We start from the raw sequence: 24,585 nt of genomic DNA, 5'->3' as shown, positions 1-24,585 counted from the left end.
CGGGGCATCCGTCGTCTGGGCGCGGGGTCGCCCTCAATCGTGCTCGCTGCGCACGAGCAGCGCCTCGATCCCGGCGTACGTGTTCGGCCCGGGCACGCCGTCGATCGGGCCCGAGTAGCCCCCGCGCTGGGCGATCCGCTGGATGCCCCGCCAGGTGTTCGGTCCGGCGACGCCGTCGATCGGCCCCGTGTAGCCGGCGCCGGCGAGGATCGTCTGGACGCCCCGCCAGGAGTTCGGGCCCATGACGCCGTCGTAGGGCCCGAAGTACCCGCCGATCCGGGCCATCGTCTGCAGGGCACGATAGGTGTCCGCGTCCGGGACGCCGTCCACCGGCGCCACGTAGCTGAACGGCGAGAGCAGCTGCTGGACGCCCATCCAGGACTGCGGCCCCATCACGCCGTCGATCGGCCCGGCGTAGCCGCCGAGCGCCGCGAAGCGCTGGAGCGCCCGCCAGGTGTTCGTGCCGGGCGCACCGTCGATCGGGCCGGTGTACCCGTAGCCCGTGACGAGCCGTTGCAGGGCCCGCCAGGTGCCCGGCCCGGGACTGCCGTCGTTGGGCCCGTCGTACCCGCCCCCGCGGGCCAGTCGCTGCAGCGTGATTCCCTCGGCGCTCATGATGTCCTCCTTCGTCCGAGTCGGGCCCCTGCCGTCCGTTCGGTGCCGGATGACGGCCCGCGGGGCACGCTACGGAGGACGCGCGCCCGTGGCCACCGGGCTGCCCCTGAGATGACTCGCGCCCTCAGCGCGCCACGAGCGACTTCGCCGACGGCGCGGTGGTGCTGCTGCGCACCACGAGCCTCGTCTCGAGCGGCCGGTCGAAGTCGGGGAGCCCGTCGGGCGTCACGGGGTCGGCATCGCCCGTCGGCTCGCCGAGCAGCCGCATGACGGCGTCGACCGCGTAGCGGCCCTGCACGCGCGGGAACTGCTCGATCGTGGTGAGCCCGAAGAGCTCGGCGTGCTCATGGCCGTCGAACCCCACGATCGACAGGGCCCCGGGCAGCGACATCCCGAGCCGCTCGGCCGCGCGCATCGCACCGAACGCGATCTCGTCGGATGCCGCGAAGATGGCGGTGGGGCGCGTCGCCGGGTGGCCGAGCAGCTGGAGCGCGGCCGCGTACCCGCCGGGGACGGTCATGTCGGCCTCCACGATCCCGTCCGGTTCGCCCACGGGGCGCAGGTCCGCCTCGCGCATCGCATCGGCGAAGCCCGCCCTGCGGAGGGCCTGCACGCTGCGAGCCGCGGAGCCGGCGCCGGCACCGGCGAGATGGGCGATGCGCTCGTGGCCGAGGTCGATGAGGTGCTCGGTCGCGAGCCGCGAGGCGCCCCGGTCGTCGATGGCGAGCCGGGGCGCGCCCGGGCCGGTGCCGCCGAGCGCGACGATGGGCTTGCCGCGGCCCTCGATCACCTCGACCTCGCGGTCGGTGAGGTCGACGCCCACGGCGATGACCGCGTCGACGCGCTTGCGCGCGAGGAAGAAGTCGAAGACGCGGTCGCGCTCCGGGCCGGCCAGCGCGAGGTTGTAGAGCGTGAGGTCGTAGCCGGCGGCGAGCAGCGTCCGCTCGATGCCCTCGAGCACCTCGCCGAAGAACCAGCGGTTCACGAACGGGATGACGATGCCGACGTTCTTCGTTCGGCCGGTGACGAGGCTCGCCGCGTTCGGCGAGGCGATGTAGCCGATCTCGGCCGCGGCCTCGACGACCCGGAGTCGCGTGGCCTCCGAGACGTAGCCACGACCGGTCAGGGCCCGGGAGGCCGTCGACTTGGAGACGCCGGCGAGGCGCGCGACATCCGAGATCGCGGTCATCACGCTCCCTCCATCGGGCTTGCGAACGGAGTGTACGCGAATCGCCGGACCTGTGGAACCGGTGCCACACTCGGGACATCCGTCACTCGATCGTGACCCGACACGCCCTTGCCCAGCGCTGTCGCGGTCGCCTAGCGTGGGGTCTGGAACCGGTTCCCGGTTCCGCCCTGCACCACACTCAACGAGGAGATGACATGAGACTCACACGGCATCGCCGTTGGGCGGCCCCCGTCGCGGTGGCCGCTGCGGCCGGCCTGGCGCTCACGGCGTGTACCGGCGACATCGCGAACGAGGACGCGGGCGACGTCGACTGCGCGGACTACGAGGAGTACGGCACGTTCGACGGCGCCGAGGTCACGATCGGTGGAACGATCCTCGACCTCGAGGCAGACCGGCTCGTCGAATCCTGGTCCGACTTCGCCACCTGCACCGGCATCTCGATCGACTACCAGGGCTCGAGCGAGTTCGAGGCGCAGATCGCGGTCCTCGCCGAGGGCGGCAACGCGCCCGACATCGGCTTCGTGCCGCAGCCCGGACTCGTGCAGCGGCTCTCCGACGGAGGATGGCTGATCCCGGCGTCCGAGTCGGTCGAGGCGAACGTCGACGAATGGTGGTCGGAGGACTGGAAGGGCTACGGCACCTACAACGACACGTTCTACGGCGCGCCGCTCATGGCGAGCATCAAGGGCTACGTCTGGTACTCGCCGGCGGAGTTCGAGGAGAAGGGGTACGAGATCCCGAAGACCCTCGACGAGCTCTCCGAGCTGTCCCAGACCATCGCCGACGAGGGCGACCACAAGCCGTGGTGCGTCGGACTGGAGTCCGGTGAGGCCACGGGCTGGCCGGGCACCGACTGGGTCGAGGACTACATGCTGCGGCTGCACGGCGCCGACGTCTACGACCAGTGGGTGACGCACGAGATCCCGTTCAACGACCCGCAGGTCGCCGAGGCGTTCGACGCGGTCGGCGAGTACCTGAAGAGCGACGACATGGTCAACGGCGGCATCGGCGACGTGTCGACGCAGATCACCGAGGCGTTCCAGACGGCCGGCCTGCCGATCCTCGACGGCGAGTGCTCGCTGCACCACCAGGCGTCGTTCTACGAGACGTTCTGGAACCCCGAGGGCGGTGACGAGAACACCGTCGCCTCCGACGGCACCGTGTTCGGCTTCCTGCTCCCGCCGGCCAACGCCGACGACCCGCTGTCGGTGACCGGCGGCGGCGAGATCGTCGTCGCATTCACCGACGCCGAGGAGGTCGAGGCGGTGCGCACGTTCCTGTCGAGCGACACGTGGGCGAACAACCGCGTGAGCCTGGGCGGCGTCATCAGCGCGAACCAGGGCGTCGACCCCGAGAACGCGTCGAGCGAGCTGCTCGTGCAGTCCATCGAGATCCTGCAGGATCCCGAGACGACGTTCCGGTTCGACGGGTCCGACCTGATGCCCGGTGCCGTCGGCGCCGACTCCTTCTGGAAGGGCATCGTGGCGTGGGTGAGCGGAGACAGCACCGAGTCGGTGCTCGACACCATCGAGGCGAGCTGGCCCAGCAGCTGATCGCCAGCGCGCCGCGCGCGCCCCACGGGTCGCACGCGGTATGACCGAGGGGCGGGGTGAGGTACCCCGCCCCTCGGGAACCCCCAGATTCAACGACGAACCGGGAGGCATGATGACCACGGGCGACCTGCTCGGAAAGATCCTCCAGGTGGTGATGGGGCTCGCGATCTTCGCGGCGATCATCGGCCTCCTGATCTTCTTCATCGACAAGGCCCCGAAACGGGGCCGTGACTACTGGCAGCTGGCGGGGTTCCTCACCCCGGCGCTGCTCTTCCTCGCCGTGGGCCTCGTGTACCCGGCGATCCGCACGAGCATCCTGGCGTTCCAGGACTCCTCGGGCGCGTTCACGTGGGACAACTTCATCTGGACGTTCACGCAACCGACGGCGATCCGCACGCTGATCAACACGATCATCTGGGTGCTGCTCGTGCCGACGATCTCGACCGCGATCGGCCTCGCCTACGCGGTCTTCATCGACAAGTCGCGTGGTGAGAAGTACTACAAGGTGATCCTGTTCATGCCCATCGCGATCTCGTTCGTCGGCGCCGGCATCATCTGGCGCTTCGTCTACGAGTACCGCTCGGGCGAGCGCGACCAGATCGGCCTCCTGAACGCCCTGGTGGTGGCGTTCGGCGGCGAACCGGTGCAATGGCTGCAGACCGACCCGATCAACACGTTCCTGCTGATCGTCGTCATGATCTGGATCCAGACGGGCTTCGCCATGGTCCTGCTGAGTGCGGCGATCAAGGGCGTGCCGACGGAGCAGATCGAGGCGGCGCAGCTCGACGGCACCAACGCGTGGCAGCGCTTCATCAACGTCACGGTGCCGGGCATCAGGGGCGCGCTGGTGGTCGTGATCACGACGATCTCGATCGCGACGCTGAAGGTCTTCGACATCGTCCGGACGATGACCGCCGGAAACTTCAACACGAGCGTGATCGCGAACGAGATGTACACCCAGGCGTTCCGCGCGAGCGAGATCGGACGAGGCTCGGCACTGGCGCTGATCCTGTTCCTCCTCGTGATGCCGATCGTCATCTACAACGTCAACGTCCTCCGGAAGCAGAGGGAGATCCGATGAGCAGCGTCGCACCCGCCGACCTCCCGGTCAGCAAGGACAAGGGCTCGATCGAGGCCGCCGAGGAGGCGGAGTACGGCCGCGGGCCGAAGACGGCGCGCGTGAAGAAGCGCCTGACCTCGCGCACCGCCACGATCGTCTCCCTCATCATCGCCATCCTCTGGACGATCCCCACGTTCGGCCTGTTCATCTCGTCGTTCCGGCCGGCGGAGCTGATCCGCACGACCGGGTGGTGGACGATCTTCCAGAACCCCGGCTTCACGTTCGACAACTACGCCGAGGTCCTGCTCTCGCCGTCGTCGTCGTCGCCGCAGCTCGGCGCGTACATCGTGAACTCGATCGCGATCACGCTGCTCGGCACCCTGATCCCGCTCGTGCTCGCGACCATGGCCGCGTACGCGTTCGCGTGGATCAAGTTCCGGGGCGCGAACGCGCTGTTCATCTTCGTGTTCGCCCTCCAGATCGTGCCGCTGCAGATGGCGCTCGTGCCGCTGCTCCAGATCTTCTCGACCTGGCTGCGGCCGATGCAGGCCTGGCTGCACGACGTCATCCCGATCATCCCGGAGCAGAACTACGCGCCGGTGTGGCTCGCGCACGCGATGTTCGCGATGCCGCTGGCGATCTTCCTGCTGCACAACTTCATCGCGGAGATCCCGGGCGACGTCATCGAGGCCGCACGCGTCGACGGCGCGACGCACGGTCAGATCTTCTTCCGGATCGTGCTGCCGCTGGCCACCCCGGCCATCGCGTCGTTCGCGATCTTCCAGTTCATCTGGGTGTGGAACGACCTGCTCGTCGCGTTGATCTTCTCCGGCGGCACACAGGACGTGGCGCCACTCACCCAGCGATTGGCGGAGTTGACCGGCACGAGAGGCCAGGCGTGGGAGCTCCTCACGGCCGGCGCGTTCATCTCGATCGTGATCCCGCTCATCGTGTTCTTCAGCCTCCAGAGGTACTTCGTGCGCGGCCTGCTGGCCGGCGCGACGAAGGGCTGATCGAGCGGTCGGATGCCGCGGCATCCACGGCACGTCGACGGGGCGGATGTGGCGGCATCCGCCCCGTCGTCGCGTCCGCGCGGCCTTGACGCACGTGAGCAGCCCTCATATCGTGCGCACGTACGGTATCCGTCAAGGGGGAAGGGGAACCGCACGATGAAGAGGATCATGCTCGCAGGAGCGGCCGCCGTTGCACTCGCGATCGGGATGGCGTCGCCGGCCGCGGCCGCGCCGCCGGAGTGCAACTGGGGCGAGGCGACGCGCGACTTCGTCGCCGCCGAGGGTGGACAGACCCAGGGCGCCCACGCCGCCGACCCGACCGGCGACGGTCGGGGCTACGAGTCGAGGGTCGGCCTTCCGAACCTCGACCCGACGGCCGAGGGCCAGGGCAAGCTCGTCGCGACCTGCCTGATCGTCACCGGCGGGTAGTCGGCGACTTCGAACGACGCGGCGGGGGCTTCGGCTCCCGCCGCGTCGCCGTCGAGGCGCGACGTCATCACGCCGTCCGCGAACGGACGCCCGCGACCGGCCGCCGGGCGGCCGACCCGTCGGCGGCCGCGCCTAGGCTCGATGCATGAGCATGCACGCGAGCTCCCCGGGCGGCCAGTCGGGGCGCATGGGCAAGCCCCGCACCCGCATCAGCGCGGCCGACGAATCGGCCCAGCGCGCCGAGAACGCGGAGGCGCCGAAGATCCCGCACCTGATGCGACGCATCGTCGAGCTGTTCGCGCCGCACAAGGTCGCGCTCACCGTCACGATCGTGCTGGTGCTCGTGAGCGCCGCCCTCAGCGTCATCCCGCCCCTGCTCACCGAGCGCGCGTTCGACGAGGGGCTCTTCCCGGTCGGCGCCGACGGACAGGTGATGGGGCCGAACCTGCCCGTCCTCACCGCGATCGTGGTCGCGATGCTCGCGGTCTTCATCGTCTCCTCGCTTCTCGGCGTGTGGCAGACCTGGCTCACGGCGACCGTCGGCAACCGGGTGATGGGCGCGCTCCGCGTGCGGATGTTCACGCACCTCCAGCGCATGGAGCTCAGCTTCTTCACGCGCACGAAGACGGGCGTCATCCAGTCGCGCCTGCAGAACGACGTCGGCGGCGTGGCATCCGTGCTCACGAACACGGTGTCGAGCGTGCTCGGCAACACGGTCACGGTGCTCGCCGCGTTCGTGGCCATGCTGCTGCTGAACTGGCAGCTCACGCTCATCGCGCTGGTGCTCCTGCCGGTCATGGTGATCGCGCAGCGTCGCGTGGGCCAGGTGCGCGCGCGCATCGCGGCGAAGACGCAGGAGTCGCTCTCCGAGATGACGGCGATCACGCAGGAGACCCTGTCGGTCTCGGGCATCCTGCTGTCGAAGAGCTTCACCCGGCAGCGCAGCGAGATCGCGCGGTACAGCGACGAGAACGAGAACCAGATCGCCCTGCAGGTGCGCCAGCAGATGACCGGCCAGTGGTTCTTCGCGATGGTCGGCATCTTCATGTCGGCGATCCCGGCGATCGTGTACCTCGCGTCGGGCTGGCTGATCACGGGCGGCACGACCGACATCTCGGCCGGCACGATCGTGGCCTTCACCACGGTGCAGGCGCGCCTGCTGTTCCCGCTCATGGCGCTCATGCGGGTCGCGCTCGACCTGCAGACCTCGGGCGCGCTGTTCGCGCGCATCTTCGAGTACCTCGACCTGCGGCCCGCGATCAGCGATGCGCCCGACGCGCGCCAGGTGCCGACGGGGGCGGATGCCTCGGGCCGGGCGCCCCTCGGCCGCGTCGAGTTCGACCACGTCTCGTTCCGGTATCCGGACGCCGACGACGACGGGCGGCCGACGCTCGACGACGTGTCGTTCACGATCGAGCCGGGCCAGTACGCGGCGTTCGTCGGGCCGAGCGGTGCGGGCAAGACCACGGTGTCCTACCTCGTGCCGCGCCTCTACGAGACGACCGGCGGTTCGGTGCGCTTCGCGGGCGTCGACGTGCGCGACCTCGAGCACGAGTCGCTCGTGTCGAACATCGGCATCGTCAGCCAGGAGACCTACCTCTTCCACGCCTCGATCGCCGAGAACCTGCGCTACGCGAAACCGGATGCCACGGACGCCGAGCTCGAGGCGGCCGCCCGCGCCGCGAACATCCACGAGACGATCGCGTCCTTCCCCGAGGGGTACGAGACCGTCGTGGGGGAGCGCGGCTACCGCCTCTCGGGCGGCGAGAAGCAGCGCATCGCGATCGCGCGCGTGCTGCTGAAGGACCCGGCGGTGCTCGTGCTCGACGAGGCGACGAGCGCGCTCGACACGATCAGCGAGCGCGTCGTGCAGGCCGCGCTCGACGACGCCTCCCGCGGGCGGACGACGATCGCGATCGCCCACCGCCTGTCGACGGTCGTGTCGGCCGACGTGATCTTCGTGGTCGTCGCGGGCCGCATCGCCGAGCACGGTACGCACGCCGAACTGCTCGCGCAGGGCGGCGTCTACGCATCGCTGTACCGGCAGCAGGCCGAGCAGCCCGAGGTGCCGACCGCCTGAGTGCGCCGTGCGCAATCGGCGTGCCGCCTGCGGCCGCGCGGCCGCGCCCGGCGCTACGAGCGCTCGGCGAGCATGTCCTCCATGAGCTCGATCTCGGCCCGCTGGCTCGCGGCGATCGACTCGGCGAGCGAGACCACGACCGGGTACGTCGAGCGCTCGAGCACCGCGTCGGCCATGACGACGGCCCCCTCGTGGTGCGCGATCATGAGCTCGAGGAACCTCCGCTCGGCCTCGACCCCGTCGAGCTCCCCGAGCTGGGCGACCTGCTCGGGCGTCGCGAGGCCGGGCATCGGCTCGCCGGGCACGTGCGCGGCCCCACCCGACCCGGCGTCGTGCCCGTCGTGGGTGCCGCCGTCGGCCGCGGGCCGGGTCATCCACGTCATCGACGGCTCGGGTCCCGCCTGCGGCAGCCCCCACTCGGCCAGCCAGCCGTACATCTGGCCGGACTGCTGCGCCTGCGCGACGGCGATGTCGTAGCCGAGCAGCCGCACGGCGGGGTCGTCGGTGGCGTCGCGCACGATCATCGCGAGTTCGACGCCCTGCTGGTGGTGCACCTGCATGTCGCGGGCGAAGCCCGCCTCGGCGCTCGCGTTCGCCGGGGTCTCCTCGCCCAGCGTCGAGAGCCGTCCGATCGCGAACGCCGCGCCGGCGACCGCGAGGAGGGCGACGGATGCGGCGAGCACGACCGCCCAGCGCCCGACGCCCGATCGGCGCGACCGGGTGTCGTCCTCGTCGTGCTCCGTGCTCACGCGACCTTGCCGGGGCCGTCGATCGCGCCGGTGCAGGCCGCGCCGGGCTCGGGCACGTTCTGGCTCTGCCAGTACTCCTCGAGGTAGGCCTCGATGCGCGGGTCGTCGACGCCGTCGACCTGGAGCTGCGAGTTCCAACCGCTCAGCACGACCGGAGCGGGCAGCCCCTCGAAGGGCGAGAGGATCACGTAGGTGCGCGGGAGCTTCGACCGCAGGGTCGAGATGTCGTCGTCGGAGAGCGCGTCGGGGTCGTACGTGACCCAGATGGCTCCGTGCTCGAGCGAGTGCACGGCGTTCTCGTTCGGCACGGGCTGCTCGTAGACGCCGCAGTTCAGCCAGGCCGGGTTGTGCTGGCCGCCGGCGGGCGGCGTCTGCTCGTAGTCGACGACGCCCTGGACGTGCTCGGAGGCGTTCTCGAAGGTCTCGACCCCCTCGATCTCCGTGCCGTCGCCGCCGGCGGTGTAGTTCGCCGCCTGCGGGGTCAGCGCGATCGAGGTGATGATGAGCGCGACGATCGCGACGCCGACGCCGACCGAGCTCCAGATGGCGATGAGGCGATTCCGCTTCATCTGCGCCTCGCGCTTGCGGTACGCCTCGAGCTTGCGCTCGCGCTCCGCAGCACGCTGCTGCTTGACGGTGGGCTTCTTTCCGGGCTGGGTCGCGCTCACGCGGGGCCTTCCTCGAGCGGGGTGGGGCGAGATACCAATACGAACGTATCGGGCTGGGAGAACGCCGTCACCCGTGCGCCGCCGCGGATTCGCCCGACCCCGGGTCTAGCATCCGAATGTGCCGGCGTGGGGGCCGCGTGCGGACCGCTCGAGCGAGTCCGGGTCGGAGGCCGGCGGAGGAGGTCGGCGCGTGAGCGAGGACATCGATCATCCGGACGTCGCGGTCGCCGGTGCGGGCGAGCCCGACGGGAGCGACGCCGGCCGCGGCAGCGGACTGAACCGGCGGGTGATCGCGCTCGCCGTCGCCGGTGCCGTCGGCGGGTTCCTGTTCGGCTTCGACTCGTCGGTCGTCAACGGCGCGGTCGACGCGATCGAGCAGGAGTTCGACCTCTCGGCCGGACTCACGGGTCTCGCGATCGCGAGCGCGCTGCTGGGATGCGCGCTCGGCGCAGAGCTCGCGGGCCGGTTGGCCGACCGGTTCGGGCGCATCCCCGTCATGATCCTCGGTGCGAGCCTGTTCCTCATCTCCGCGATCGGGTCCGGCCTCGCGCTCGGCGTGTGGGACCTCATCGTGTGGCGCGTCATCGGCGGGCTCGGCATCGGCATCGCCTCGGTCGTCTCGCCGGCCTACATCGCGGAGATCTCGCCACGACGAGCGCGCGGACGCCTCGCGTCGCTCCAGCAGCTCGCGATCGTGTTCGGCATCTTCACCGCCCTGCTCTCCGATGCGGTGTTCGCGTGGGCGGCGGGCGGCGCCGCCGAGCCGTTCTGGTTCGGGCTCGACGCCTGGCGCTGGATGTTCCTCGCGGGCATCGTGCCGAGCGTCGCCTACGGCCTCATCGCGTTCTCCCTGCCGGAGTCGCCCCGCTACCTCATGCGCGTGGAGAAGGAGGACGAGGCGCGCGTCGTCCTCGAGCGCATCCAGCCCGGCGAGGTGGAGCGCGCCGTCCGCGACATCCGCAACACCATGAAGGCCGACGCCGAGGCGAAGCAGGCGAAGGGCGCGCTCCGCGGGCCCGTGTTCGGCCTGCGCGGCATCGTCTGGATCGGCATCCTGCTGTCGGTGTTCCAGCAGTTCGTCGGCATCAACGTGATCTTCTACTACTCCACGACGCTGTGGAGCGCGGTCGGGTTCGACGAGTCGAACGCCTTCGCCATCAGCGTGTTCACCTCGATCACGAACATCCTCGTGACCTTCGTCGCGATCGCGCTCGTCGACCGGGTCGGGCGTCGACCGCTGCTCCTCGTCGGGTCGGCGGGCATGGCGATCTCGCTCGCGACGATGGCCCTCGCGTTCGGCAATGCGAGCGGCTCCGGGGAGGACATCTCGCTGCCCGGCGCCTGGGGGCCGATCGCGCTCGTCGCGGCGAACCTCTTCGTCGTCTTCTTCGGCTTCTCGTGGGGTCCGCTCGTGTGGGTGCTGCTCGGCGAGATCTTCCCGAACCGCATCCGCGCCCGTGCGCTGGGGCTGGCCGCCGCCGCGCAGTGGATCGCGAACTTCGTCGTGACGGTCACGTTCCCGCTCCTGGCGAACACGTCGCTCCTGCTGACGTACGGCATGTACGCGACCTTCGCCGCGCTCTCCTTCTTCTTCGTGCTCGCGAAGATCCCGGAGACGAACGGGATGTCGCTGGAGGAGTCGGACACGCTGCTGCCGCCGAAGGGGTCCGCCCGGCGCCGAGCCCGTGCGGACGCGACCGGCGGGTGAGCCGACGACGCCTGCCATGAGGCATCCGTCATTCGCTAGGCTGGCCGGGTGAGCCTCTCGTGCCGGTGTTGTCGTCGCTGAAGGCGCGACCCCTTCCCTCGCGTCGGGCGCCGAACGGGCGCCCCTCGACGCACACGACACCAAGGATCGAACCAGCGGAATGAAGTACGCAGCCCACATCACCGAACTCGTCGGCAACACGCCGCTCGTCAAGCTCAACCACGTGACCGAGGGCGTGACGGATGCCACGGTGCTCGTCAAGCTCGAGTACCTGAACCCGGGCGGCTCCTCGAAGGACCGCATCGCGCGCAACATCATCGACGCGGCCGAGCGCGAGGGCAAGCTGAAGCCGGGCGGCACGATCGTGGAGCCCACGTCGGGCAACACCGGCGTCGGCCTCGCGCTCGTCGCGCAGGAGCGCGGCTACCGCTGCGTGTTCGTCTGCCCCGACAAGGTGTCGGAGGACAAGCGCAACGTGCTGCAGGCGTACGGCGCCGAGGTCGTCGTGACGCCCACCGCGGTCGCACCTGACAGCCCCGAGTCGTACTACGGCGTCTCCGACCGGCTCGCCCGCGAGATCCCGGGCGCGTTCAAGCCCGACCAGTACTCGAACCCGAACGGACCGCTCTCGCACTACGAGACGACCGGGCCCGAGATCTGGCGCGACACCGAGGGGAAGGTCACGCACTTCGTGGCCGGCGTCGGCACCGGCGGCACGATCACGGGCACCGGGCGCTACCTCCGCGAGGTCTCGGGCGACACGGTGCGGATCATCGGCGCCGACCCCGAGGGCTCGGTCTACTCCGGCGGCACCGGTCGGCCGTACTTCGTCGAGGGCGTGGGCGAGGACTTCTGGCCGACCGCCTACGACCCGAGCGTGCCGCACGAGATCATCGCCGTCAGCGACGCCGAGTCGATCCACATGACGCGTCGCCTCGCGCGCGAGGAGGGCATCCTCGTCGGCGGGTCGAGTGGCATGGCCGTCGTCGCGGCGCTGAAGGCCGCGGCATCCGCCGGACCCGACGACGTGTTCGTGGTGCTGCTGCCCGACTCGGGTCGCGGGTACCTCGGCAAGATCTTCAACGACAAGTGGCTGCGCGCGTACGGCTTCGGCAACGCGCCCGCGGGGCACACGATCCGCGACATCCTCGCGGCGAAGGCCGACCGCACGGCACCCCTCGTCTACGTGCACCCGAACGACACCGTGCGGGAGGCGATCGACCGGATGACCGAGTCGGGCGTCTCCCAGCTCGTCGTGCTCTCGGCCGAGCCGCCCGTCGTGCTCGGCGAGGTGGTCGGTGCGCTGCACGAGGACGAACTCCTCGAGCAGGTGTTCTCGGGTCGCGCGAAGCTCACCGACGAGGTCTCGGCGGTGGTGGGCGACGCGCTGCCGCTCATCGGCGTGAACGAGCCGGTCGCGACCGCGCGGCAGGCGTTCGGCGAGGCCCCGGCGATGCTCGTCACCGACGGCGGCAAGGCGCTCGGCGTGATCACGCGGACCGACCTGCTCTCCTACCTCTCCTCCTGAGGCCGCCGCCCGCCGCGGCGGCTGCTCGTTCGCACGGCCGCCGCAGCCCGCAGGCGAGCCGGGCAGGGGTTCGGAATTCAGGAACGACTCGCCCCCCGAGGCATCCGCCCCACCGAAATTCAAGCCCACAGACTTCACTCCCCATCCGAAAGGCGATGATCGACATGAACGCTCCTGAATTCGGGATGCTGCAGCAGGGGTTCGACACGCGTGCCATCCACGCGGGCCAGGAGTTCGACCCCACGACCGGCGCGGTGATCCCGCCCGTCCACGTGACCTCGACGTACGCGCAGGACGGCATCGGCGGCCTCCGCGGCGGCTACGAGTACTCGCGCGGCGGCAACCCGACGCGCACGGCGCTCGAGACCCAGCTCGCGGCGCTCGAGGGCGGCATCCGCGGCCTGTCGTTCGCGTCCGGACTCGCGGCGGAGGACGCGCTGCTGCGGTCGGTGCTGAAGCCCGGCGACCACGTCGTCGTCGGCAACGACGTGTACGGCGGCACCCACCGGCTCATCCGCCGCATCTTCGGCGACTGGGGCGTGCGCCACTCGACGGTCGACACGAGCGACCTCGACGCGGTGCGCAGCGCCATCGAGCTCGGCACCACGAAGGTGCTCTGGGTCGAGACGCCCTCGAACCCGCTCATGAAGATCTCCGACATCGCGGCGCTCGCCGAACTCGGCGACGAGGCGGGCCTCACCGTCGTCGTCGACAACACGTTCGCGAGCCCCGCGCTGCAGCAGCCGATCGCCCTCGGCGGGCACGTGATCGTGCACTCGACGACGAAGTACCTCGGCGGCCACTCCGACGTCGTCGGCGGCGCGCTCGTGTTCGCGCCCGGGCAGGAGGAGCTCGCCGAGCGCGTCGGCTTCACGCAGTTCGCCGCCGGCGCGGTGTCCGGTCCGATCGACGCGTTCCTCACGACGCGCGGGATCAAGACCCTGGGCGTGCGGATGCAGCGCCACAGCCAGAACGCGCTCGCCATCGCCCGGCGGCTCGACGAGCACCCCGCCGTCGCCCGCGTGCTCTACCCGGGCCTCGAGTCGCACCCCGGCCACGCGCTCGCCGCGCGCCAGATGTCGGGCTTCGGCGGCATGGTGTCGATCGACCTCGCGGGCGGCGGCGAGGCGGCGCGCCGGTTCGCGGAGTCGACCGAGCTCTTCACGCTGGCCGAGTCGCTCGGCGGGGTCGAGTCGCTCGTCAACTACCCGTCGGAGATGACCCACGCCTCGGTCAAGGGCACCGAGGCCGAGGTGCCCGAGTCGATCGTGCGCCTGTCGGTCGGGATCGAGGATGTCGACGACCTGCTCGCCGACATCGACGGGGCGCTCGGGCGGATGTAGCGACCGCCCGCCGCCGTTGGCAGGAATTCGACGAACACTGACTTTCCTGCCAGCGCGCGCACCGGCGACTTCCGGCACGATGAGCGGGTGAGTTCGAGAACCCTGGATGTCGCGCCCCCGGTCGGCACCGCCGCAGCAGCGCACCACGGCCGGCTGGGCCTCGTCCAGGGCACGGCCCTCTACGTCGCGAGCGTGCTGGGCACCGGCATCCTCGTGCTCCCGGGGCTCGCCGCGCAGGCCGCCGGTCCCGCCTCCGTCCTCGCCGTCGCCGCGGTGCTCGTCCTGTCGATCCCGCTCGCCGGCACCTTCGCCGCGCTGGCCTCGCGGTTCCCCGACCCGGGCGGCGTGGCCAGCTACGTCCGCCGGGCGCTCGGACCGACCGCGGCGCGGATGACCGGATACTGGTTCTTCTTCGGCGTCTGCGTCGGCGCTCCCGTCGTCGCGATCCTCGGCGGCGAGTACGTCGTCGCGGTGCTCGGCGTCGACCGGGCCGCCGTGCCGGTGATCGGATTCGCGGTCTTCCTGCCGCCGCTCATCTCCAACTGGTTCGGCGTGCGCGTCGCCGGATGGGTGCAGTTCGTGCTCACGGGCCTGCTGCTCGCGGTCGTCGTCGGCGTCGTCGCGGTCACCTTCCCCGCGGCCGACGCGGCGAACTTCACCCCGTTCCTCCCGAACGGCTGGGGCGGGGTCGGCGTCGCCATCAGCCTCTTCGTCTGGGCGTTCGCGGGATGGGAGGTCGGCACGCACATCGCCGGCGAGTTCCGCGACCCGCGCCGCATCATCCCGATCGCGACGGGCATCGCGATCGCGCTGGTCGGCGTCGGCTACCTCGCGCTGCAGTTCGTGACCGTCGCGGTGCTCGGCGACCGCGCGGGTGCGAGCCAGGTGCCGCTGCTCGACCTCGTCGAGACGACCGCGCCGGGCATCGGGTCGGTGCTCGTCGCGATCGTCGCCGCGATCGTCACGGTCGGCGTGCTGAACGCCTACCTGCCCGCGTTCGGCAAGCTGGGCGCCGCGCTCGGCCGCGACGGCGACCTGCCCCGGTTCTTCGCGAAGGGCGCCGAGGACGGCGCCGTGCCGCGCCGGGCGCTCGCGCTGACGGCGGCGCTCATCGTCGTCTACTTCGTCCTGATGCTCTGGAACGAACTCGACCTGACGGGCTTCATCCTCATCCACACGAGCAACATGGTCGCGATCTACGCCGCCGGCATGCTCGCCGCGACGATCATCCTCCGCCGGTTCTCGCTCGGCTGGTGGCTCGCGATCGTCGCGTCGGTGCTCACGGCGGGACTGCTCGTGCTCGCGTGGCAGAACCTCGTCATGCCGATCGTGCTGGCCGCGGCCGCCATCGTCGTCACGATCGTGCGCCGCGTGCGGGCGAGGCGCTCGCCCGTGCTCGATGCGGATGCCGCGGTGCGGGTCGTCCCGGCGGACGCCGAGCTCGTGCCGTGAGCGGTCGCGGTCGATCCGCCCGTTCCGGGTCGCCGATCCCCGCAGCCCGACCCGTCCCCGGTCCCGTCGCCGCGACCTGAGGCGTCGCCCGACGGCGGTCTGCGGCCTCCGTTCGGCTGGGAATCGGACCGGATGCCGCAGGTCGGCTGGCATGTGCGGGCGCTCCCGGGGGAGGATGGTGCGCATGACTGCCCACGCGTACGCGCTCGCCGACGGCAACACGATCCCCGCGATCGGGCTCGGTACGTACGGGTTGAACGACCAGTCGGGGGTCGACGCGATCGTCTCGGCGATCCACGACGGCTACCGGCTCATCGACACCGCCTACAACTACGGCAACGAGGAGGTCGTCGCCGAGGCGATCCGCCGCGCCGAGGTCGACCGCAGCGACCTGTTCGTGACGACGAAGCTGCCCGGGCGCCATCACGGCGTGGACGAGACCCTCGCGAGCTTCGAGCAGTCGCGCAAGCGCCTCGACCTCGACTGGGTCGACCTCTACCTGATCCACTGGCCGAACCCGAAGCGCGACCGCTACGTCGACAGCTGGCGCTCGATGATCAAGCTCAAGGAGCGCGGCGTCGTGCGCTCGATCGGCGTCTCGAACTTCACGCCGCCGATGCTCGACCGCCTGTTCGCCGAGACCGGGCTGATGCCCGTGGTGAACCAGGTGGAGCTGCACCCGTACTTCCCGCAGGCCGAGCTGCGCGCGTACCACGCGGAGCACTCGATCCGCACCGAGAGCTGGAGCCCGCTCGCCAAGCGCAGCGAACTGCTCGCCGAACCCGTCATCGTCGAGATCGCCGAGCGCCGCGAGGCGACGCCCGCGCAGGTCGTGCTCGCCTGGCACCTCGCGCTCGGCGCGGTGCCGATCCCGAAGTCGGCGGATGCCGCGCGCCGGCGCGAGAACCTCGACGTGTTCGACCTCGAGCTCGAGCCCGGCGAGGTCGAGGCGATCTCGGGTCTCGAGCGCGGGCGCCTCTGGGGCGCCGACCCCGACACGCACGAGGAGATGTAGGCCGCTGCGGCGTCGCGCTGCTGCGGACGATGGCGGCGTCGTGCCGAACGGCGACCGATTCGAGCGCAGCGGATGCCGGTGGGCGGACGTAGGCTCGATCAGGTGACCGACCGCTCCACCCCCGCTCCATCCGACGACGTCGTCCCGCCCGGGGGCGTGTTCGCGAAGTCGTGGCGGTGGCTCTCGCTCGGCATGTTCGCGCTCATCTTCCTCGCCGCGTTCGAGGTGCTCGCCGTGACGACGGCGATGCCGATCGTCGCAGCCGACCTCGACGGCGAGGGCCTCTACGCCCTGGCGTTCTCCGTGCCGCTCGCGGCCGGCGTCGTCGGCATGGTGGTCGCGGGCAACTGGAGCGATCGCTCCGGCCCGCTTCCGCCGCTCCTCGCGGCGGGCGGGCTCTTCGTCGTCGGTCTCGTCATCGCCGGGCTGGCACCGAGCATGCCGGTGCTGGTCCTCGGGCGCCTCGTCCACGGCATCGGCGGCGCGGCCGTCATCGTGCCGCTCTACGTGATCGTGGCGCGCGTCTACCCCGAGTCGGTGCGGGCGCGCGTGTTCGCGGGCTTCGCGGCGGCGTGGGTCATCCCCTCGATCGTCGGGCCGACGGTCGCCGGGTACGTCGCCGAGCACCTCGACTGGCGCTGGGTGTTCCTCGGCGTGATCGCGCTCGTGCTGCCCGCCGCGCTGATGATGCTCGCGCCCCTGCTGCGCGTGCTCGACCGCGTGCAGGGCGACCCGAGCGTGCCGTGGAGCGTTCGCCGGGTCGGCTGGTCGGTGCTGGCAGCCGGGGCGGCCCTCGGGATCAGCCTGGCCGCGGAGTTCGACGAGCCCTGGCGCTGGGTGGTCGCGGTGCTGTCGATCGCGATCGCCGTGGTCGCCGTTCGGCCGCTCCTCCCGGCGGGCACGCTCCGGGCGGTGCGCGGGATCCCGGCGACCGTGCTCATGCGAGCGATCGTGGCGGGCGCGTTCTTCGGCGCCGAGATCTACCTGCCGAAGATGCTCATCGAGCGCTACGACCTCCCGGCCGGCCTGGCCGGCGCCGTGCTGACCGGTGCGGGGCTGTCGTGGGCGGCGGCGTCGTGGCTGCAGGGCCGCCTCGATCCTCGGCTGTCGCACACCGAGGTCGTGCGCATCGGGTCACTCACCCTCGCGGTGGCGCTCGTCGGCGTGCTCGCCATCGCGCTGTTCTCGTGGCCGCCGGCGGCGGTGTTCGTCGTGTGGACGCTCGCAGGGGCCGCGATGGGGTTCATGTACCCGCGCTTCTCGGTGTCCGTGCTCGAGCAGTCGCCGCAGTCGGTGCAGGGGTTCAACAGCGCGGCGCTGACGATCGGCGAGTCCCTGGGCGGCGCCGTGGCCCTCGCGGTCACCGCGCTCGTGGCGAGCGTGGCCGCCGCCGGCGCGTTCGCGCCCGAGTTCGCCGTGACCGCAGCGATCGCCCTCGTCGGGGTGCTGCTCGCATCGCGGGTGCGGCCGCCCGAGGGGTGGCGGACGCCGGTGCAGGGCACCTCGGCGCCGGCCGGCGAGTCGGCGGCCGCGCCGGCCTCGGGGGAGTAGCGGCCGAGAGCGGAATACGCCGCCTCGCCAGCACGGACGCGGGCGCCGTGTTCATGTGACGGTCACATTGTGACGGTCACATTCCCCGCAGGGATGTGCATAATGGTGTCGCCGGCATGTGTGACCGTGAACATGCCGAAATCGATCGAGGTCACCGTGCCAGAGCCGTCGCAGGAGCCGCCCAAGGGGCGTGCGCCGAGCATCCGCGACGTCGCGCGGGTCGCCGGCGTCTCGCACCAGACCGTGTCGCGTGTGCTCAACCACCATCCGAGCATCCGGCCCGAGACCAAGCAGCGGGTGCTCGACGTCATGGCCGAGCTGCAGTACACGCCGAACCGCGCCGCCCGTGCGCTCGTCACGAGCCGCTCGCGCACGCTCGGCATCCTGTCGGCGTCGAGCACGCACTACGGTCCCGCCTCGAGCATCGCCGCGATCGAGGCGGCGGCCCGCGCCGCGGGCTACTGGGTGAGCACCGCGAACATCGAGTCCGCCGACGCCGTGTCGATCGCCGACGGGCTCGCCCACCTGCGGGCCCAGGGCATCGAGGGCCTCGTCGTCATCGCCCCGCAGGTGCGCGTCTTCGACACGCTCGCGCAGCTGTCGATCGACGTGCCGTACGTGACGCTCCAGTCGACCGGCCGCGACCCCGAGCACACGCTCTCGGTCGACCAGATCGCGGGCGCGCGCATGGCGACGCGGCACCTCATCGAGCGCGGCCACCGGTCGATCTACCACCTCGCGGGCCCGCAGGACTGGATCGAGGCGGAGGCGCGCATGCGCGGATTCCTCGACGAGATGGGCGCGCAGGACGTGGCGACCACGGCGCCGATCCTCGGCGACTGGACGGCGGACTTCGGCTTCTACGCGGGGCGCGAGCTGCTCACCGTTCGCGACTTCACCGCGATCTTCGCGTCGAACGACCAGATGGCCCTCGGGGTCATGCACGCCGTGCGCGACGCGGGCCTCGAGATCCCGCGCGACGTGTCGATCATCGGCTTCGACGACATCCCCGAGGCCGCGCACTTCTGGCCGCCGCTCACGACCGTGCGGCAGGACTTCGCGGAGCTCGGTCGGCGCTGCGTCGCGCTGCTCCTCGGCGACCTCGACGATGCCGCGCCCGAGTACCGCGGCACGATCGTGCCCGAGCTCATCGTCCGCGACTCCGTCGGCGCACCGGCGTTCTAGGGGCGCACGGCGCACGGACGGCACCTCCGGACGCGCCGTTACCGTTCCGTGACCAATCGCAGTTGACAGGATCGCGAAACGTGTGGCTAACATGAGTCTCGCGATGTGAACGGTCACATGGAGCGTCACATCGCCGGACGTTCCACCATCGCCCCCTCGAGGGCGTGCGCAGCACACGACGAAGGAGTCCCGCGTGATCGACACGACCGCCCCCGGCCGGCCCACCAGCCCGGCCGACCCCCGGCGCGGCTTCGTCTCGAGCGGGACGCCGTCCGTCGGCACCGGAACGACCGCCCCCCGCGCCGCGGCATCCGTCGCCCCGACCGGGCGGGCGGTCGCCGCATGACGACCTTCGGACCCCAGATCGAGGTCGCCATCGCCCGCACGCGTGCGGATGTCGCGCGCCTGCATGGTGAGTTGACCCGCTACGGGCTCGTGGTGTGGACGGGCGGGAACGTGTCGGGTCGGGTGCCGGGTGCGGACCTGTTCGTGATCAAGCCGTCGGGTGTGAGCTACGACGACCTGGCGCCGGAGAACATGATCGTGTGCGACCTGGACGGCAACGTGATCCCGGGCACGCCGGGCGCCGACCGGAGCCCGTCGTCGGATACGGCGGCGCACGCGTACGTGTACCGGAACATGCCCGAGGTCGGCGGCGTCGTGCACACGCACTCGACGTACGCGGTGGCGTGGGCGGCGCGGGGTGAGGAGATCCCGTGCGTGATCACGGCGATGGCCGATGAGTTCGGTGGGCCGATCCCGGTGGGCCCGTTCGCGATCATCGGGGATGACTCGATCGGCCGGGGCATCGTGGAGACGCTCCGCGGGCACCGGTCGCGTGCGGTGCTGATGCAGAACCACGGGCCGTTCACGATCGGTGCGAATGCGAAGGACGCGGTCAAGGCCGCGGTCATGGTCGAGGACGTGGCGCGCACGGTGCACCTGGCGCGGGAGGCGGGCCCGTTGATCCCGATCCCGCAGGACTCGATCGACCGGCTGTACGACCGGTACCAGAACGTCTACGGACAGAGTGGAGACGCCCGACGAGGAGGCGCAGCCGGACAGGCCGAAGACGCCCGACGCGACGCCGCGGCCGGCCGGCCGTCGGCGAAGAAGGACGCCGACGCCCCGCGGACGAAGGCGAAACGCAACTGAAGAGCTTGCGGCATCCGAGGTCACGACGGATGCCGCTGGGAGCCGGTCGTCATGGACGAGGCCGGATCCGAAACGTCACCAAGACGACGACGTCCATGACCACACAGTGAAAGGACACACCGTGAACACCACGAAGAAGGTGCTCCTCGCCACCCTGGCGGCCGGTTCGATGCTCGCGCTCGCCGCGTGCTCCGGCGGCAGCGGCGGCGGCGGGGGCGAGGGCGACGGCGGCCTCATCGGCGTCGCGATGCCCACCAAGAGCTCGGAGCGCTGGATCCAGGACGGCGACGCCGTCAAGGAGCAGCTCGAGGAGCAGGGCTTCCAGGTCGACCTCCAGTACGCCGAGGACGACATCCCCACGCAGGTCTCGCAGATCGAGAACATGATCACCAAGGGCGCCGAGGCCCTGATCGTCGCCTCGATCGACGGCACCACGCTCTCGGAGGTGCTCCAGAACGCCGCCGACGCCGACATCCCCGTCATCGCCTACGACCGCCTCATCCGCGACTCGGAGAACGTCGATTACTACGCGTCGTTCGACAACTACATCGTGGGCGTCCAGCAGGCCACCTCGCTCCTCGCGGGCCTCGGCCTCACGGACCTCGAGGGCGCCGAGGCCGCCGACGCGCCGGAGGGACCGTTCAACATCGAGCTGTTCGCCGGCTCGCCCGACGACAACAACGCCACGTTCTTCTGGAACGGCGCCATCGACACGCTCCAGCCCTACATCGACGAGGGCACCCTCGTCGTGAAGTCGGGCCAGACCGAGTTCGAGCAGGCCGCCACCCTCCGCTGGGACGGCGAGGTCGCGCAGAGCCGCATGGAGGACATCCTCGTCTCGACGTACTCGGACGGCTCGACCGTCGACGCCGTGCTCTCGCCGTACGACGGCCTCTCGCGCGGCATCATCTCGGCCCTCACCGACGCCGGCTACTCGGTCGGCGACGAGTGGCCGATCATCTCCGGCCAGGACGCCGAGCTCGACTCGGTCAAGGCCATCATCGCCGGCGAGCAGTACTCGACCATCTTCAAGGACACCCGCAACCTCGCGGCCGTCGCCGTGGACATGGCGACCGCCCTGCTGAACGGCGAGGAGCCCGAGGTCAACAACACGAGCGACTACGACAACGGCGTGAAGGTCGTTCCCTCGTACCTCCTCGAGTCGGAGATCGTCGTCGCCGACAACATCACCGAGGTCCTGGTCGACTCCGGCTACTGGACCGAAGAGGAGATCAACGGCTGAACGAGCCGCTGATCCCCAACGGATGATCCACCGCGTGTCGGGACCTGCGACGGGAGTACTCTCGCCTCAGGTCCCGGCCGCGGCATCCGCCACCCGGCCGGCCCCACACCGGCAATGGAGCAGGAGCAAGGGATGACCAACCACATTCTCGAGATGCGCGGCATCACGAAGACCTTCCCGGGCGTCAAGGCGCTCGCGAACGTCAACCTGGGCGTGGAGCGAGGCGAGGTCCACGCGATCTGCGGCGAGAACGGCGCAGGCAAGTCGACGCTGATGAAGGTGCTGTCGGGCGTCTACCCGCACGGCACCTACGACGGCGCGATCGTCTTCGAGGGCGAGGAGGTCGAGTTCAGGGACCTCACCGACTCCGAGGCCAAGGGCATCGTGATCATCCACCAGGAGCTCGCCCTCAGCCCCTACCTCTCGATCGCCGAGAACATCTTCCTCAACAACGAGCAGAAGGGCGCCGGCGGTCTCATCGACTGGAACCAGACGAACTTCGAGGCGTCGAAGCTCCTCGCCCGGGTCGGCCTGAAGGAGAACCCGACGACCAAGATCCGCGAGATCGGCGTCGGCAAGCAGCAGCTCGTCGAGATCGCGAAGGCCCTCTCGAAGCGCGTCAAGCTCCTGATCCTCGACGAGCCCACCGCCGCGCTCAACGACGAGGACTCGGACCACCTGCTCGACCTGATCCTGCACCTGAAGGGGCAGGGCATCACGTCGATCATCATCAGCCACAAGCTGAACGAGATCAAGAAGGTCGCCGACACCGTCACGGTCATCCGCGACGGCAAGACGATCGAGACGATCGCGAAGCAGGACGTCACCGAGGACCGCATCATCAAGGACATGGTGGGTCGCGACCTCGAGCACCGGTACCCCGACCACACGCCGAACCTCGGCGAGGAGCTGCTCCGGGTCGAGGACTGGACGGCGCACCATCCGCAGGACTCGAACCGGGTCGTCGTCGACAACGTCAACCTGCACGTGCGCGCCGGCGAGATCGTCGGCATCGCCGGTCTCATGGGCGCCGGTCGCACCGAGTTCGCGATGAGCCTGTTCGGCCACTCCTACGGTTCGCGCATCTCCGGCAAGGTCTTCCTCCGCGGCAAGGAGATCAAGACCCGCACCGTCGCCGAGGCGATCTCGAACGGCATCGCCTACGCCACCGAGGATCGCAAGACCTACGGCCTCAACCTCATCGAGGACATCAAGCGGAACATCTCGATGGCGTCGCTGAAGAAGCTCGAGAAGTACGGCCTCGTGCACGACAACGAGGAGTACGCGGTCGCCAACGAGTACCGAACGTCGATGAACATCAAGGCGCCGAGCGTCCTGGTGAAGACCGGCAAGCTCTCGGGCGGCAACCAGCAGAAGGTCGTGCTCTCGAAGTGGATCTACTCCGATCCCGACGTGCTGATCCTCGACGAGCCCACGCGCGGCATCGACGTCGGGGCGAAGTACGAGATCTACACGATCATCAACCGCCTGGCCGCCGCCGGGAAGGGCATCATCGTGATCTCGTCGGAGTTGCCCGAACTCCTCGGCATCTGCGATCGCGTCTACGCCCTCTCGGAGGGTCGCATCACCGGCGAGCTCCCCGTCGAGGAGGCCACGCCCGAGTCGATGCTCAAGCTCATGACCATGGAAAAGCCCCGCTAGCCCGCGGCTGACGGAACACCCCCAGGAGACACCATGTCGAATCCGAACCCTCCCACCATCGAGGAGTCGCACGCGGCCGGGAGCAACGTCAACCCGGTCTCGAACAAGTTCACCGACCGGCTGAGCCACGTGCTCAGCGACCTCGGCCGGAACGGCATCTTCATCGCTCTGATCGCGGTGGTCGTGCTGTTCGCCTTCCTCACCGACGGCATCCTGCTGCGGCCGCAGAACATCTCGAACCTCGTCGTCCAGAACGGCTACATCCTCGTCCTCGCCATCGGCATGGTGATGGTCATCATCGCCGGCCACATCGACCTCTCGGTCGGATCCGTGGCGGCGTTCGTGGGTGCGTGCTCCGGCGTGTTCGCGGTGCAATGGGGCCTGCCGTGGTGGCTGGCCGTCATCCTCTCGCTCGGCATCGGCGCCCTCGTCGGCGTCTGGCAGGGCTTCTGGATCGCATACGTCGGCATCCCGGCGTTCATCGTGACATTGGCCGGCATGCTCATCTTCCGCGGCCTCGCGCTCGTCGTGCTGGGCAACGCGAACATCGGCTCGTTCCCGACCGAGTACCGCGCACTCGGCAACGGCTTCCTCTCGAACGTGTTCGGCGAATTCGAGCTCGATCCACTGACGCTCGGCGTCGGCGCCCTCGCGATCGTGATCCTCGTCGTGCAGCAGGTGCGCAGCCGCCGCGGCCGCGTGAAGTACGGCCAGGACGTCGAGCCGCTGGCGTGGTTCATCACCAAGCTCGTGCTGATCTCGGCGGCGATCGGGTTCTTCGCCTACGCGCTCGCGTCGTACAAGGGCATCCCGGTGACGCTGATCATCCTCGGCGTGCTGGTGCTCGTGTACAGCGTCGTGATGAACCGCACCGTGTTCGGCCGTCACATCTACGCGATCGGCGGCAACCGCCACGCGGCCGAGCTGTCGGGCATCAAGACCCGCCGGGTCGACTTCTGGCTGTTCGTGAACATGGGCTTCCTGGCGGCGCTCGCCGGCCTCATCTTCACGGCGCGCCTGAACCTCGCGGGACCGAAGGCCGGCGACGGCTTCGAGCTCGAGGCGATCTCGGCGGCGTTCATCGGCGGCGCGGCCGTCCAGGGCGGCGTCGGCACGATCGGCGGCGCGATCATCGGTGGTCTGATCATCGGTGTCCTGAACAACGGCATGTCGATCATGGGCATCGGCATCGAGTGGCAGCAGGCCGTGAAGGGCCTCGTGCTGCTGCTCGCGGTGGCGTTCGACGTGTACAACAAGCGTCGGTCGGGCGGGCACTGACGCGCAGTTCCTCCTGAGACGGCGAGGGGCGGATGCCACGTGGCATCCGCCCCTCGTCGTGTCCCGGCTCCGGCCGGCTCGCGGTGGCGGGCCGCCCCGCCTGTCGTTG

General features: G+C 70.3%; 21 protein-coding genes. 17 read left to right on the top strand and 4 right to left on the bottom strand.

Annotated elements, in window-relative coordinates:
• Positions 1-33 precede the first annotated feature (33 nt).
• Together ABME02_RS03100 and ABME02_RS03095 are read right to left on the bottom strand one after the other, a co-directional pair.
• Positions 34-615 (bottom strand): peptidoglycan-binding domain-containing protein, encoded by a 582-nt coding sequence (locus ABME02_RS03100; protein ID WP_353813802.1) that lies wholly within the window; start codon positions 613-615, stop codon positions 34-36.
• Between the two features lie 124 nt (positions 616-739).
• Complete coding sequence (locus ABME02_RS03095; RefSeq protein ID WP_353813801.1) at positions 740-1,804, bottom strand: LacI family DNA-binding transcriptional regulator; 1,065 nt, start codon at positions 1,802-1,804, stop codon at positions 740-742.
• 194 nt (positions 1,805-1,998) lie between these two features.
• On the opposite strand from ABME02_RS03095, the gene ABME02_RS03090 reads away from it, so the two are divergent.
• From ABME02_RS03090 to ABME02_RS03070, 5 genes are all read left to right on the top strand, one after another.
• A complete protein-coding gene (locus ABME02_RS03090; RefSeq protein ID WP_353813800.1) occupies positions 1,999-3,357 on the top strand; it encodes an ABC transporter substrate-binding protein in 1,359 nt (452 codons plus the stop codon).
• A 112-nt stretch (positions 3,358-3,469) separates the two neighbouring features.
• Positions 3,470-4,438 carry a carbohydrate ABC transporter permease gene (locus tag ABME02_RS03085; protein WP_353813799.1) on the top strand — a complete coding sequence of 323 codons (969 nt, stop codon included), beginning with the start codon at positions 3,470-3,472 and terminating at the stop codon, positions 4,436-4,438.
• Positions 4,435-5,430 (top strand): carbohydrate ABC transporter permease, encoded by a 996-nt coding sequence (locus ABME02_RS03080; protein ID WP_353813798.1) that lies wholly within the window; start codon positions 4,435-4,437, stop codon positions 5,428-5,430. The genes ABME02_RS03085 and ABME02_RS03080 overlap by 4 nt, the downstream gene beginning before the upstream one ends.
• Positions 5,431-5,586: 156 nt before the next feature.
• On the top strand, positions 5,587-5,859 hold the full coding sequence (locus tag ABME02_RS03075) for a hypothetical protein (RefSeq protein ID WP_353813797.1): 273 nt from the start codon (positions 5,587-5,589) through the stop codon (positions 5,857-5,859).
• A 145-nt stretch (positions 5,860-6,004) separates the two neighbouring features.
• Entirely contained in the window at positions 6,005-7,939 is a 1,935-nt protein-coding gene (locus ABME02_RS03070; protein ID WP_353813796.1) for an ABC transporter ATP-binding protein, read from the top strand.
• A 53-nt stretch (positions 7,940-7,992) separates the two neighbouring features.
• Here the strand turns inward: ABME02_RS03070 and ABME02_RS03065 are convergent, their stop codons facing one another.
• Together ABME02_RS03065 and ABME02_RS03060 are read right to left on the bottom strand one after the other, a co-directional pair.
• Entirely contained in the window at positions 7,993-8,688 is a 696-nt protein-coding gene (locus tag ABME02_RS03065) for a DUF305 domain-containing protein (protein ID WP_353813795.1), read from the bottom strand.
• Positions 8,685-9,356 carry a thioredoxin-like domain-containing protein gene (locus ABME02_RS03060; protein ID WP_353813794.1) on the bottom strand — a complete coding sequence of 224 codons (672 nt, stop codon included), beginning with the start codon at positions 9,354-9,356 and terminating at the stop codon, positions 8,685-8,687. The genes ABME02_RS03065 and ABME02_RS03060 overlap by 4 nt, the downstream gene beginning before the upstream one ends.
• A gap of 286 nt (positions 9,357-9,642) precedes the next feature.
• Here ABME02_RS03060 and ABME02_RS03055 point away from each other — a divergent pair, with 286 nt between their 5' ends.
• From ABME02_RS03055 to mmsB, 12 genes are all read left to right on the top strand, one after another.
• On the top strand, positions 9,643-11,064 hold the full coding sequence (locus ABME02_RS03055) for a sugar porter family MFS transporter (protein ID WP_353813831.1): 1,422 nt from the start codon (positions 9,643-9,645) through the stop codon (positions 11,062-11,064).
• Positions 11,065-11,224: 160 nt separating this feature from the next.
• Positions 11,225-12,592: a cystathionine beta-synthase gene (locus tag ABME02_RS03050; protein WP_353813793.1), complete on the top strand. Its 1,368-nt coding sequence runs from the start codon at positions 11,225-11,227 to the stop codon at positions 12,590-12,592.
• A 164-nt stretch (positions 12,593-12,756) separates the two neighbouring features.
• The gene (locus ABME02_RS03045) at positions 12,757-13,935 is read left to right on the top strand and encodes a cystathionine gamma-synthase (RefSeq protein ID WP_353813792.1); all 1,179 of its coding nucleotides are present in this window, start codon (positions 12,757-12,759) and stop codon (positions 13,933-13,935) included.
• 87 nt (positions 13,936-14,022) lie between these two features.
• Positions 14,023-15,387 (top strand): APC family permease, encoded by a 1,365-nt coding sequence (locus ABME02_RS03040; RefSeq protein ID WP_353813791.1) that lies wholly within the window; start codon positions 14,023-14,025, stop codon positions 15,385-15,387.
• A gap of 184 nt (positions 15,388-15,571) precedes the next feature.
• Positions 15,572-16,402: an aldo/keto reductase gene (locus ABME02_RS03035; RefSeq protein WP_353813790.1), complete on the top strand. Its 831-nt coding sequence runs from the start codon at positions 15,572-15,574 to the stop codon at positions 16,400-16,402.
• A gap of 102 nt (positions 16,403-16,504) precedes the next feature.
• Positions 16,505-17,953: an MFS transporter gene (locus ABME02_RS03030; RefSeq protein WP_353813789.1), complete on the top strand. Its 1,449-nt coding sequence runs from the start codon at positions 16,505-16,507 to the stop codon at positions 17,951-17,953.
• Positions 17,954-18,085: 132 nt separating this feature from the next.
• Positions 18,086-19,138, top strand: coding sequence for a LacI family DNA-binding transcriptional regulator (locus ABME02_RS03025; protein ID WP_353813788.1), 1,053 nt, complete (start codon positions 18,086-18,088; stop codon positions 19,136-19,138).
• A 193-nt stretch (positions 19,139-19,331) separates the two neighbouring features.
• Positions 19,332-19,484 (top strand): hypothetical protein, encoded by a 153-nt coding sequence (locus tag ABME02_RS03020; RefSeq protein ID WP_353813787.1) that lies wholly within the window; start codon positions 19,332-19,334, stop codon positions 19,482-19,484.
• On the top strand, positions 19,481-20,293 hold the full coding sequence (locus ABME02_RS03015; RefSeq protein ID WP_353813786.1) for an L-ribulose-5-phosphate 4-epimerase: 813 nt from the start codon (positions 19,481-19,483) through the stop codon (positions 20,291-20,293). Before ABME02_RS03020 ends, ABME02_RS03015 begins: the two co-directional genes overlap by 4 nt.
• A gap of 169 nt (positions 20,294-20,462) precedes the next feature.
• The gene (chvE, locus tag ABME02_RS03010; protein ID WP_154344950.1) at positions 20,463-21,536 is read left to right on the top strand and encodes a multiple monosaccharide ABC transporter substrate-binding protein; all 1,074 of its coding nucleotides are present in this window, start codon (positions 20,463-20,465) and stop codon (positions 21,534-21,536) included.
• A 132-nt stretch (positions 21,537-21,668) separates the two neighbouring features.
• Positions 21,669-23,198: a multiple monosaccharide ABC transporter ATP-binding protein gene (gene mmsA / locus ABME02_RS03005; protein ID WP_154344948.1), complete on the top strand. Its 1,530-nt coding sequence runs from the start codon at positions 21,669-21,671 to the stop codon at positions 23,196-23,198.
• Between the two features lie 33 nt (positions 23,199-23,231).
• A complete protein-coding gene (gene mmsB / locus ABME02_RS03000) occupies positions 23,232-24,476 on the top strand; it encodes a multiple monosaccharide ABC transporter permease (protein WP_353813785.1) in 1,245 nt (414 codons plus the stop codon).
• The last annotated feature ends 109 nt before the right edge of the window (positions 24,477-24,585 follow it).

This window comes from Agromyces zhanjiangensis, from assembly GCF_040496055.1.
GTDB classification, from domain to species: domain Bacteria; phylum Actinomycetota; class Actinomycetes; order Actinomycetales; family Microbacteriaceae; genus Agromyces; species Agromyces zhanjiangensis.
This window is presented reverse-complemented; position numbering and strand designations above follow the sequence as displayed.

Bases quoted from the DNA above. Each gene is read 5' to 3' on its own strand.
- ABME02_RS03100 (WP_353813802.1), bottom strand. From the start codon at position 615: ATGAGCGCCGAGGGAATCACGCTGCAGCGACTGGCCCGCGGGGGCGGG.
- ABME02_RS03095 (WP_353813801.1), bottom strand. From the start codon at position 1,804: ATGACCGCGATCTCGGATGTCGCGCGCCTCGCCGGCGTCTCCAAGTCG.
- ABME02_RS03090 (WP_353813800.1), top strand. From the start codon at position 1,999: ATGAGACTCACACGGCATCGCCGTTGGGCGGCCCCCGTCGCGGTGGCC.
- ABME02_RS03085 (WP_353813799.1), top strand. From the start codon at position 3,470: ATGACCACGGGCGACCTGCTCGGAAAGATCCTCCAGGTGGTGATGGGG.
- ABME02_RS03080 (WP_353813798.1), top strand. From the start codon at position 4,435: ATGAGCAGCGTCGCACCCGCCGACCTCCCGGTCAGCAAGGACAAGGGC.
- ABME02_RS03075 (WP_353813797.1), top strand. From the start codon at position 5,587: ATGAAGAGGATCATGCTCGCAGGAGCGGCCGCCGTTGCACTCGCGATC.
- ABME02_RS03070 (WP_353813796.1), top strand. From the start codon at position 6,005: ATGAGCATGCACGCGAGCTCCCCGGGCGGCCAGTCGGGGCGCATGGGC.
- ABME02_RS03050 (WP_353813793.1), top strand. From the start codon at position 11,225: ATGAAGTACGCAGCCCACATCACCGAACTCGTCGGCAACACGCCGCTC.
- ABME02_RS03045 (WP_353813792.1), top strand. From the start codon at position 12,757: ATGAACGCTCCTGAATTCGGGATGCTGCAGCAGGGGTTCGACACGCGT.
- ABME02_RS03035 (WP_353813790.1), top strand. From the start codon at position 15,572: ATGACTGCCCACGCGTACGCGCTCGCCGACGGCAACACGATCCCCGCG.
- ABME02_RS03025 (WP_353813788.1), top strand. From the start codon at position 18,086: ATGCCGAAATCGATCGAGGTCACCGTGCCAGAGCCGTCGCAGGAGCCG.
- ABME02_RS03015 (WP_353813786.1), top strand. From the start codon at position 19,481: ATGACGACCTTCGGACCCCAGATCGAGGTCGCCATCGCCCGCACGCGT.
- chvE (WP_154344950.1), top strand. From the start codon at position 20,463: ATGCTCGCGCTCGCCGCGTGCTCCGGCGGCAGCGGCGGCGGCGGGGGC.
- mmsA (WP_154344948.1), top strand. From the start codon at position 21,669: ATGACCAACCACATTCTCGAGATGCGCGGCATCACGAAGACCTTCCCG.
- mmsB (WP_353813785.1), top strand. From the start codon at position 23,232: ATGTCGAATCCGAACCCTCCCACCATCGAGGAGTCGCACGCGGCCGGG.